11 protein-coding genes are annotated in these 10,709 nt (G+C 67.1%); 5 read left to right on the top strand and 6 right to left on the bottom strand.

The window, feature by feature from the left end; genetic code table 11:
- Positions 1 to 1,747 (bottom strand): ATP-dependent DNA helicase RecG (locus PKD89_RS01515; protein WP_324332231.1); only part of this gene is annotated, 1,747 nt, incomplete at its 3' end.
- Positions 1,748 to 1,901: 154 nt separating this feature from the next.
- Between PKD89_RS01515 and rpmB the strand changes: the two genes are divergently transcribed.
- The 5 genes from rpmB (at position 1,902) to PKD89_RS01490 (ending at position 5,899) form a co-directional block, all read left to right on the top strand.
- Positions 1,902 to 2,120 carry a 50S ribosomal protein L28 gene (gene rpmB, locus PKD89_RS01510; protein ID WP_287377453.1) on the top strand — a complete coding sequence of 73 codons (219 nt, stop codon included), beginning with the start codon at positions 1,902 to 1,904 and terminating at the stop codon, positions 2,118 to 2,120.
- A 152-nt stretch (positions 2,121 to 2,272) separates the two neighbouring features.
- Positions 2,273 to 2,587, top strand: a complete 315-nt coding sequence (locus PKD89_RS01505; protein WP_287389413.1) for a hypothetical protein — start codon at positions 2,273 to 2,275, stop codon at positions 2,585 to 2,587.
- Positions 2,587 to 4,392, top strand: a complete 1,806-nt coding sequence (locus PKD89_RS01500) for a phosphoenolpyruvate carboxykinase (GTP) (protein WP_289012170.1) — start codon at positions 2,587 to 2,589, stop codon at positions 4,390 to 4,392. The genes PKD89_RS01505 and PKD89_RS01500 overlap by 1 nt, the downstream gene beginning before the upstream one ends.
- A 196-nt stretch (positions 4,393 to 4,588) precedes the next feature.
- Positions 4,589 to 5,308, top strand: a complete 720-nt coding sequence (locus PKD89_RS01495; protein ID WP_289012171.1) for a hypothetical protein — start codon at positions 4,589 to 4,591, stop codon at positions 5,306 to 5,308.
- A gap of 93 nt (positions 5,309 to 5,401) precedes the next feature.
- Positions 5,402 to 5,899 (top strand): Hsp20/alpha crystallin family protein, encoded by a 498-nt coding sequence (locus PKD89_RS01490; protein WP_289012172.1) that lies wholly within the window; start codon positions 5,402 to 5,404, stop codon positions 5,897 to 5,899.
- Positions 5,900 to 5,931: 32 nt separating this feature from the next.
- On the opposite strand, the gene PKD89_RS01485 is transcribed toward PKD89_RS01490, so the two are convergent.
- From PKD89_RS01485 to PKD89_RS01465, 5 genes are all read right to left on the bottom strand, one after another.
- Positions 5,932 to 6,972, bottom strand: a complete 1,041-nt coding sequence (locus tag PKD89_RS01485; protein ID WP_289012173.1) for a TIGR00730 family Rossman fold protein — start codon at positions 6,970 to 6,972, stop codon at positions 5,932 to 5,934.
- 39 nt (positions 6,973 to 7,011) lie between these two features.
- Positions 7,012 to 7,371, bottom strand: a complete 360-nt coding sequence (locus tag PKD89_RS01480; protein ID WP_287377437.1) for a hypothetical protein — start codon at positions 7,369 to 7,371, stop codon at positions 7,012 to 7,014.
- Positions 7,368 to 8,168, bottom strand: a complete 801-nt coding sequence (locus PKD89_RS01475; RefSeq protein WP_287389420.1) for a PIG-L family deacetylase — start codon at positions 8,166 to 8,168, stop codon at positions 7,368 to 7,370. The genes PKD89_RS01480 and PKD89_RS01475 overlap by 4 nt, the downstream gene beginning before the upstream one ends.
- A gap of 129 nt (positions 8,169 to 8,297) precedes the next feature.
- The gene (locus PKD89_RS01470) at positions 8,298 to 9,446 is read right to left on the bottom strand and encodes a CaiB/BaiF CoA transferase family protein (RefSeq protein WP_289012175.1); all 1,149 of its coding nucleotides are present in this window, start codon (positions 9,444 to 9,446) and stop codon (positions 8,298 to 8,300) included.
- A 32-nt stretch (positions 9,447 to 9,478) separates the two neighbouring features.
- Entirely contained in the window at positions 9,479 to 10,708 is a 1,230-nt protein-coding gene (locus PKD89_RS01465; protein ID WP_289012176.1) for a cation:proton antiporter, read from the bottom strand.
- Between the last annotated feature and the right edge of the window lies 1 nt (position 10,709).

Genomic DNA, 10,709 nt, shown 5'->3' with positions numbered 1-10,709 from the left:
TGGCGTTGGGGACGTCGACGCCCACCTCGATCACCGTGGTGGCCACCAGCACGTCCAGCTCGCCCGCCCGGAACGCCGCCATGGTGACGTCTCCCTCGTCGGCGGGAATGCGGCCGTGCAACAGCCCCAGCCGCAGACCCTTCAGCCGGTCGTTGGCCAACTCCTCGAGCGTCTCCTCCGCCGAAGCCACCTCGAGCTTCTCGGACTCCCCGACCAGCGGGCACACCACGTAGGCCTGACGCCCGGCGGCCACCTCGTCACGCACCGTCTGCCACACCGCCTCCACGTCCAACGGCGTCTGAGCCCAGCGGGTGACGATCGGGGTGCGGCCGGGCGGCAGCTCGTCCAGCGTCGACACGTCGAGATCGCCGTACACGGTCATCGCCGCCGTGCGGGGAATGGGCGTGGCGGTCATCACGAGCAGGTCGGGCTGGCTGTCGCCCTCCCCCACCTCGGCCAGCGCCGCCCGCTGATCGACGCCGAAACGGTGCTGCTCGTCGACGACCGCCACGCCCAGGCTGGCAAAGTCCACCCCCTCGGAGATCAACGAATGGGTGCCGATGACCAGGTCGATCTCGCCGGAGGCCAACTGGGCGAGCACGGTGCGGCGCTGCGGCGCCGACAGCCGGTTGGTCAACAGGGCCACGTGCAATGGCCGCTCGCCGAGCAGCGTGTCGGGTGCGGGCACGACGAACCCATCCAACAGCTCGGCGATGCCCCGGTGGTGCTGTTCGGCCAGCACCTCGGTGGGCGCCATCAGCGCCCCCTGGTGACCGCCCTGCACCGCAGCGAGCAGCGCGGCAACCGCCACCAGGGTCTTGCCGGCGCCCACGTCGCCCTGCAACAGGCGGTGCATGGCCGAGCGGCGCTCCAGGTCGGCGAGGATCTCGTCGATCGCCCGGGTCTGGGCGTCGGTGAGCGGAAACGGCAGCGACGCGAGGAAGGCATCGACCAACCCAGGCGAGACCGCCCGGTCGGCCCGCTCCCCCAGCGCGTGGACCACGCCGGTGACGGTTCGCTCCCGCTCGGCTTTGGCTGCCACCAGGGCCAGCTGCACCCGCAACAGCTCGTCGAACACCAGCCGGGAACGCGCCTTGATCATGTGGCCCATCGATTCGGGCGCGTGGATCGTGGCCATCGCATCCTGGCGATCGATCAGGTCGAGTGCGTCGAGCACCCGGCGAGGCACCGGGTCGGCCATGCCCCGGGGCGCAATGCGGCGCAACGCCTCGGCCACCCAGTCGGCCAGCTCCCAGGTGCTCAGCTTGGCCTTCTCGGATTGGGAATAGATGGCCAGGATCTTCCCGGTGCGGTCGCCGACCAGGTCGACGACCGGGTTGGTCAGCTGCCGGGTCCCGCGGAACTCGTCCACCTTGCCGTAGAACACCGCCTTGGTGCCGGTGGGCAGCTGGCGCTCCCGCCAGGCCTGGTTGAAGAACGTCACCTTCATCGAGCCGCTGCCGTCGGTCACCCTGGCCTCGACCAGCGCCCGGCCGCCCCGCACCCGGCGCCCTGAGATCCGCTCCACCTCGCCGAGAAACATGCCCTCCTCCCCCGGTTTCAGGTCGGCGATGCGCGCCTCCCTGGTGCGGTCGACGTAGCGACGGGGGTAGTGGAACAGCAGGTCGAGCACCGAGTCGATGCCGAGCATGGCCAGTCCCTCACGCTTTTTGCCACCCACGCCGCGCAGCTTGTCGACGGCGAGGGCGTCGAGATCCCGCAGGGACAGCGGCGTTGACGTCGTCACCCTCCCATGCTGACATCTCACCGGGACACCGGGCTCCACCGGCCGATCATCTGCTCGCGTTGCGCCAGGAGCCTGCCAACCGGGTAACCTTGTCAGTCGCATTACACGCGCCCTTCGATGAGGCGGTGTCTCCCCCACAGCGAAGGATCGTTCCATGGCCAGCGTTTGCGAACTCTGCAACAAGAAGCCCAGCTTCGGCATGTCGGTGTCGCACTCCCATCGCCGCACCCGCCGCCGCTGGAACCCGAACATCCAACGGGTTCGAGCCGTCGTCAACGGTTCCACCAAGCGCATCGACGTCTGCACCGGCTGCCTCAAGGCCGGCAAGGTCACCAAGCCACCGGCCCGCAACTGGCAGCCCGAGTCCGCCTGAGCGACGCCACTGCACCAAGCGACACGAACTGTGTTTCGTCCGCTTGTGAAAACCTCGCGTTGTAGGCTTGACTGGTCACAGCACCAGGGTCACGCGTCCCGTTTGACGTGTGGCCGGTTGTGGCCAACATTTGAATCGAACGGAGCGTCCACGTGCAGGGTGTGATCAAGAGCTACGACCCCCTCACCGGCGACGGCACGGTGATCAGCGACAGCACGCTGGGAGAACACGACCTGGCCGCCGACGCGCTGACCGGTTCGATCTTCCGCATGTTGCGCCCAGGCCAGCGGGTGGTCTTCGAGCTGACCGCCGACACTGACGAGCACGGGCAGCCGGTGCACTTGGCCACGACGGTCAGGCTCGGATCGGAAATCGATATGGGTACGCCGGGTTTCCCGGACTCGGAAAACCTTCCGGGGCCGGCCCCAGAGGCGCGCAGCGCCACACGACAAGGAGGCCTGATCTGATGGCTGGAACCACGAACAACCAGAAGCTGCTCGACTGGGTCGAGGAGTGGCGGGAGATCTTCCAGCCTGATGCCGTCGAGTGGTGTGACGGCTCCGAAGAGGAATACGACCGCCTGGCCCAGCTGCTCGTCGCCGAGGGCGTCTTCACCAAGCTGAACGAGGCCAAGAAGCCCAACAGCTACCTGGCCCTGTCCGACCCTGACGACGTCGCCCGGGTGGAGGACCGCACCTTCATCGCCTCCGCCAAGGAGATCGACGCCGGTCCCACCAACCACTGGCGCGAGCCCTCCGAGCTGAAGGCCGAGATGCTCGAGCTGTACCGGGGCGCCATGCGGGGCCGCACCATGTACGTGGTGCCGTTCTCGATGGGCCCGCTCGGTTCGCCGATCGCCCACATCGGCGTCGAGCTGACCGACTCGGCCTACGTGGCCACCAACATGCGCATCATGACCCGCATGGGCCAGGGCGCACTCGACGTGCTCGGCGAGGACGGCGAGTTCGTGCCCGCCCTGCACTCGGTGGGCTACCCGCTCGTCGACGCCGACGGCAACGAGCGCCCCGACGTCACCTGGCCGTGCAACGAGACCAAGTACATCAGCCACTTCCCCGAAACCTCCGAGATCTGGTCCTACGGTTCCGGCTACGGCGGCAACGCCCTGCTGGGCAAGAAGTGCTTTGCGCTGCGCATCGCTTCGACGATGGGCCGCGATCAGGGCTGGATGGCCGAGCACATGCTGATCCTGGGGCTCACCTCGCCCGAGGGCGAGAAGACCTACATCGCTGCGGCCTTCCCGTCGGCCTGTGGCAAGACCAACATGGCGATGCTCGTCCCCACCCTGCCCGGGTGGACGGTGGAGACCATCGGCGACGACATCGCATGGATGAAGTTCGACGACGAGGGCCGCCTGCGGGCGATCAACCCCGAGGCGGGCTTCTTCGGCGTGGCTCCGGGAACGTCCGACGAGTCGAACTTCAACGCGATGCAGTCGCTGGCCAAGAACTCGATCTTCACCAACGTGGCCCTCACCGATGACGGCGACGTGTGGTGGGAGGACATGACCGACGAACCGCCGGCGCACCTGATCGATTGGAAGGGCAACGACTGGACCCCCGAGTCGGGCACCAACGCCGCCCATCCCAACGCCCGCTTCACCTCGCCGGCATCGCAGACGCCTTCGATCTCCGATGACTGGGAGAACCCCGAGGGCGTGCCGATCTCGGCCATCCTCTTCGGCGGCCGCCGGGCCACCAACGTTCCGCTGGTGACCCAGAGCTTCGATTGGCAGCACGGCGTGTTCCTCGGCTCGATCATGAGCTCGGAGAAGACCGCAGCGGCGGCCGGCAAGGTGGGCGACGTTCGCTTCGATCCCTTCGCCATGCTGCCGTTCATGGGATACAACGTGGGCGATTACTTCAACCATTGGCTTGAGATCGGCAAGGCGACCGACGCCGACAAGCTGCCCAAGCTGTTCTGGGTCAACTGGTTCCGTAAGGACGACGACGGTTCGTTCATGTGGCCCGGTTTCGGCGAGAACTCCCGGGTGCTCAAGTGGGTCGTCGAGCGCCTCAACGGCAACGCCGACGCCGAGGAGACCGCCATCGGCAACATCCCCACGACCGACTCGCTCGACCTCAGCGGCCTCGACCTCGACGACGAGACGATGGCCAAGATCCTCGACGTCAACAACGAGTCGTGGCGAGCCGAGGTGGAGCTGATCCGCGGTCACTACGAGTTCGTCGGCGAGCGCCTGCCCCAGGAGATGGCCGACGAGCTGTCCGACCTGGAGAAGCGCCTGGCGCAGTGACCTCGTTCACCTGAGAGCGAGTGGCGCTACGGCGCCACCCACGAGTTCGAAACGACCCGGGCGCCCTGCGCCCGGGTCGTTTCGCGTCAGAGCGCCTCAAGCCCATTTCTTCCGACATCCTCCCAACTAGGTTGGATTCCGTTCGCTCATACCGGACGAGCCCGTCTCGGGGGGCCCGGTGACGAAAAGGGGACCGATGGCATCTCTCAACACACTGATCGAACACCTGGGCGCGGCCAACCCGCGCATGCACCTTGCCGAAGTGGCGCCCGAGGGTTCGATCCCGCAGATCAATGCTCGTCTCCATCCGTCTGGGCAGGTGCTTCCCGCGACCGACGAGACAGAGATCGGCCGCTACTGCTTCAGCGGGGGGATTCTGTCGGCCGCCTCGCAAAGCAGCGGCCAGTTGATGCGGCTCCTTCCGGCGGAGGAGTCTCAGGACGTTCAGCTCATTCCGTTCATCTCGGGTGATGGCATCCTGGTCGTCACCGACCGTCGCCTGCTCGGCCAGATGAACGGGGAGAGCCCGCTGAGCGACAGGATCGACGACGGCGGTGATGGTCACCTGTACTTCTCGATGGGCTACGAGGACGTCGATTCCATTTCGATCAGCCAGGAGACCACGAAGGTCGGAGCGCTCAAGGAGCGGCGCGTCAACGTGCAGGGCCTCGAGATCCTCGGTGCCCTCGGGGTCGAGGTTTTTGCCACCATGACGTTGAGTCGGGACGATGTCACCACGTCCACGCTCAGGTCCGGTCGCCCGTTCTTCGATCAGGTCGTCCACGCCGCGGCGACGTACCGAATGGACCTCGACCCAACCCTCGCCGATCGCTATCAGCTCAAGCGGGTGCTCGACGGTGAGTACGAGATGGAGGACGACGAGCTGGTCGCCGCCCTCATCGTCGATCGGGTGTAGCCCGGGTGATCATGGCATTCGTCACAAGCGTGCGCGAATCACCAAACCTGATGCACAACCACTCAACTTTGGTGTCATACTGACCATCGTCAGGTGACACACTCACCCCAAACGCTTGAGGAGGCGCACATCATGCTCACCACATGGGATCCATTCCGAGACGTCGAGCGACTGTTCGAGGTCGACCCCCGAAGCCGCTCGATCCCCGCACCCTTCGACGCCGTTCGCAGCAGCGACGAAGTGGTGCTCAGCTACGACCTGCCCGGCTTTCGGGCCGACGACGTCGACGTCACCGTCGAAAACCACGTGCTGACGCTGACCGCCAGCCGCACGCAGCCCGAACTCCCCGAAGGAACGCAACGCCTGGTCGCAGAGCGACGCTTCGGCACGGTGCGCCGTCAGGTCACGTTGTCGGACACGTTGGACGGCCAGAACATCAGCGCCCACTTCGATAACGGCGTGCTCGAACTGCGCATTCCGGTCTCGGAAAAGGCCCTGGCCGTGAAGGTGCCGATCGGTGTCGGCGCGACCAGCATCGACGCCGAGTCCTCGTCGACGAGCGATGAGCCCGCCGGCGCCGCTTCCAACTGATCGCTTGATCGGTTCGCCGACCGAGCAGCAGATCAGACCAGCTCACCCAGTCGCTGCACCATCAGGTGCAACCGACCGTGAGCAGCATTGTTGAACCGAAGCCGCAGTCGTGGCAGGTCGGGGACGTCACCGTCGGCCACCTCCACCGCTGCGGCTTCGGCGCGTTCGATACTTCCGCTGGTCAGCAGGTCGCCGAACTCGGCGTTGAGGGTGGCAATCGCCTCGTCGGAGATGTCGATGTTGAGTCGGATGTAGAGCCGGTTGCCCACATGACGGATCGAGTGGAACACCCGGTAAAAGTTGCGCACGTAGGCGACCGCATCGCCCGGGTCGGAAGTGATGTACACCATGTCGAGGTCGACCGGTGAGATCAGCCCGGCATCGAGCAGCTCCACCTCCACATAGTGGCGCCAGCTTCGCCAGTAGGCATCCCCCGGCGGCTCGAAGAGCACCACCGGCGAGGGCGGCGCCTTGCCGGTCTGCATCAGCGTCAGCAGCTCCATCGTCTCGTCCAAGGTGCCGAACCCGCCAGGGAACACGACGTAACCCGATGACTCCTTGGTCAAGGTGAGCTTGCGACTGAAGAAGTAGCGAAAGTTGATGTTCTTACCGTCGAAGAGCGCTGCGTGCTGGGAGCCGCCCGGCTCGAAGGGCAACACGATCGACACCCCAAAGCTGGCTTCCGGACCCGCTCCCTCGACGACGGCGGTCATGATGCCCGGTCCTCCACCGGTCATGACCATCCACCCCGCATCGGCCAGGTGACGACCCACCTCACGCGCCATCCGGTAGGCCTCGGTGTCCTCGGCGGTGCGGGCGGAGCCGAACACCGCACACTTGGGCACGTCGGCATAGGGGGCAAACACCGTGAAGGCGTTGCGCAGTTCCTTCAGCGCCGAGTTGATGATCTTGACGTCGCCCCGATCGGTGCGCTCCCGACCCATGCGAAGGACCGAGGTGAGCATTTCCAGGTACAGATCCTGGTTGTCGTCCAGGCCCGCCTGTTCGACCAGCGCTTCGATCGCCTGGTCGAGTTCGGTGACACCGGTACGGGAGCGGGGGCGGCGGACCATCGGCACAGCATGCCAGGCGCTCATCCCCCCTGCCGCCGCTTATGCCAGCAGCAGTGCCCGGATCGCCAGCCCCATCAAGAACAGGCTGCCCCACCCGTAGAGCAGGTAGGCGTAGGCCCGCAGCTGGTTGCGGTAGCCGTAGAGGATCCCGACGGTGATGAGGGCCACGAACCCGTAGAAGATGTGGAAGTCGTTGCCAGGCGCCCGGCCGCCGGCCAGGTTGGCGACCCCGAGCGCCACCTGAATGAAGATCGTCACCTCGGCGGCGATGATGAACCACCACAGAGCCCGCACCCGCAGGGCGGCCCATTGGTGTGCACCCAGCGACCACACCCCGGCGATGGCGTTGGCGAAGATCACCACCCACGCAAAGTTGGCGTGGATCGACGACACGCTCACAGCAGGTGATCGATCATCGGCGACCCCGCCGAGCGAGGGTCGGCCGGGTCGACGAACCACTCATGGCCGAAGGCCATGACGAAGATCTCCTCGGGCATCTTGAGAAACCAGGAATCCGCGGCGATCTGACTGCTGTGGGCCACCATCGCCCGCCGCTTGGCGTCAATCACAGATGAGACGTCGATCCCATGGGTGATGAGCGACTCGGGGCTGCCCATGTCCTCGTCCATCTTGGGAGGGTCGCCGTCCATCGGCTTCTCAAGCTGGGCAACGATCTCTGCGGCACCCGCCATCTGCTCGCGGATCTTGTCCCGGTTCATCGTGGCCCACACCACGCTGGGCACCTCGGCCAGCTCGGCGGCACGGGTGCCGACGTTGTGCACGGCGATGTGGTCGGGATGGCCGTAGCCGCCGTGATCGTCGTAGATGGTGAACACGTCGGCCCGCTCCTCAGCCAGGATCGCCGCCACCCACTCGGCGGCCTCATCGACGTCGGCCTGAGCGAAGCAGGCCGGGTGGTCGTTGGTGTCCTCCCCGGCCATCCCGCTGTCGTGGTAGCCGAGGAACTCCACCCGGTGAACGCCGAGGATGGCCGCTGCCGCCTGCGTCTCGGCCCGCCGGTGGGAACCCAGCTCCTCGGTCGTCTCGGCGGCGCCGGGCACGGTAAAGCCCAGCTCCCCGTCGGTGGCGACGATGAGCACCACGCGATGCCCGGCGGCCGACGCCAGGGCCATCGTGCCCCCGGTGGCGATCGCTTCGTCGTCAGGATGGGCATGAAAACACACGAGGGTCGACACGGCGGCGCAGGTTACCGCCCTGCGCCCGGTTTAACGTTCTGCTCACCGGATCGGTTCGACTCAAATGTGTCTTGGAGCCGCCCCAGTGGCCCGGAGACACATTTGAGCCAGCCCCAAACCACTTCGGGCTCAGGCGACGGCGCCGCCCGCTCGCAGCTCGGCTACCTTGGCGGTGTCGGCGCCCAACCATTCGGCGAGCACCTCGTCGGTGTGCTGGCCCGCGTGGGGCGGCGGGCGCCGGATCTTGCCCGGCGTCCGGCTGAAACGCGGAGACGGCGCCGGCTGGGTGACGCCGGCCACCTCGGTGAACGTGCCCCGGGCAACGTTGTGGGGATGCTCGGCGGCCTCGGACATCGTCAGCACGGGGGCGAAGCACACGTCGGTGCCCTCCATGATCTCCATCCACTCGGCCCGGGTCTTGGCGGCGAACACGCCCCGCAGCTTGTCCTTCAGCTCGGCCCAGGCGGTCTGGTCCATCTGGTGGGGCAGGTCCTCGCCCTCCAGGCCGGTGAGGCGCAACAGCTCGGCGTAGAACTGCGGCTCGATCGACCCGATCGACACCCACTTGTCATCCGCGGTGCGGTAGGTGTCGTAGAAGTGGGCGGCGGTGTCCAACATGTTGGTGCCCCGCTCGTCGGTCCAGATGCCCATCGCCTGGAACGACCAGATCATCGTCATCAAGCTGGCGGTGCCGTCGACCATGGCCGCGTCCACCACCTGGCCCTCACCCGAGCGGCCCGTCTCGAGCAGCGCCGCGCACAGCCCGAGCGCCATCAGCATGCCGCCACCGCCGAAGTCGCCGACCAGGTTGATCGGCGGGGTTGGGGCCTCCCCCGCCCGACCCAGGTGCGCCAGGGCGCCGGCGAGGGCGATGTAGTTGATGTCGTGACCGGCCATCGGGGCGTAAGGCCCGTCCTGGCCCCAGCCGGTCATGCGTCCGTAGACCAGCTTGGGGTTGCGGGCCAGCGCCTCGTCCGGGCCGATGCCCAACCGCTCGGCGACGCCTGGGCGGAACCCCTCGAGGAAAGCGTCCGCAGTCTCGATCAGCTGAAGCACCACCTCGACCCCCTCCGGTGACTTCAGGTCGACCCCGACCGAGCGGCGACCGCGTGTCAGCAGATCACCCGGCGGCAGTTCGGGGCTGCCGCCCGAGACGTTGCCGGCCCGGTCGATGCGCACGATGTCGGCGCCCATGTCGGCCAGCATCATGGCCGCAAAGGGCGCCGGGCCGATACCGGCGATCTCGACGATCTTGATTCCGTTCAGAGGTCCACTCATCGCCACATGCTCACCGGCGGTTGACCGGCCGGTCAAGGTGTGACGGCGCCCTCGCGGTCGCGACGTTGGTTCAACAGTTCCTTCATGCTGGCCAGGCTGGGGATCGGCGGGTTGAACTTGGCCAGCAGTGGGCCGAGCACGGCCAGGATCAGCACGTAGGCGGCGGCGGTCGGGGGCAGCGCCGGATCGACGGCGGTGCCGGCGGCCAGGCCGGCGATCACGATCGAGAACTCACCCCGGGCGACCAGCTCCATCCCCGCCCGATCGCGCCCCTTGGGGCCCACGCCAAGCTGACCGGCGGCGAAGCGACCGGTCGAGATCTTGGTGATCGTCGTGACGACGGCGAGGACCGCTGCGGTCACCAGCACCGGCGGCAGGTCGCTCGGATCGATGCGCAGGCTGAACAGCACGAAGAACAGGGCGGCGAACAGGTCACGCAGCGGCACGAGCATTCGCTCGGCCCGGGCCCGCACCTCGCCCGACAGGGCGATGCCCACCAGAAACGCACCGATCGCCGAGGACACCTGCACCTGCTCGACCAGGCCGCCGACGACCAGGATGACCCCCATCACGCTCAACAGCAACGCCTCGTCCGATCGCGACGCCATCACCTTGCTGATGGGACCGCCGAACCGGATCGCCATCACCAGGGCCAGCGTCGTGACCGACAGCGCCACCCCAACCGAGACCGCACCGGACAGCAGCGACCCGCCCACCAACAACACGCCCAGCACCGGCAGGTAGGCGGCGACCACCAGGTCCTCGAACACGAGCACGGCCAGCACCGCCGGGGTCTCCCGGTTGGCCATGCGATCCAGGTCCGACAGCAGCTTGGACACCACCCCCGATGACGAGATGTAGGTGATGCCGGCCAGCATCAGACCGCCGACGGGCCCCCAGCCGAGCAACATGCCGGCTGCGAAGCCGGGGGTGAAGTTGAGGGCGACGTCAACGAAGCCTGCCCGCCAGCCGTTCTTCAGCCCGTCGGTCAGCTCGGCGCCGGTGTATTCCAGCCCGAGGACGAACAGCAACAACAGCACGCCGATCTCCGACGCCAGGTCGATGAAGTCCTCGGCGAAGTTCAGCTCGATCAGCCCGCCCGTCCCGAAGATCAACCCGGCGGCCAGGTAGGCGGGGATCGGGCTGATGCCGATGCGATACGACAGCCGTGCGAGGAGCCCCAGGCCGATGAGGAGGACACCCAGCTCGATGAACGCTCGGGCGACGTCGGCTCCTGCCGACGCAAGAAGGATCTGGTTCACT

Origin of the sequence: Candidatus Neomicrothrix sp., assembly GCF_035329545.1 — a bacterium.
GTDB lineage: Bacteria > Actinomycetota > Acidimicrobiia > Acidimicrobiales > Microtrichaceae > Microthrix > Microthrix subdominans.
This window is presented reverse-complemented; position numbering and strand designations above follow the sequence as displayed.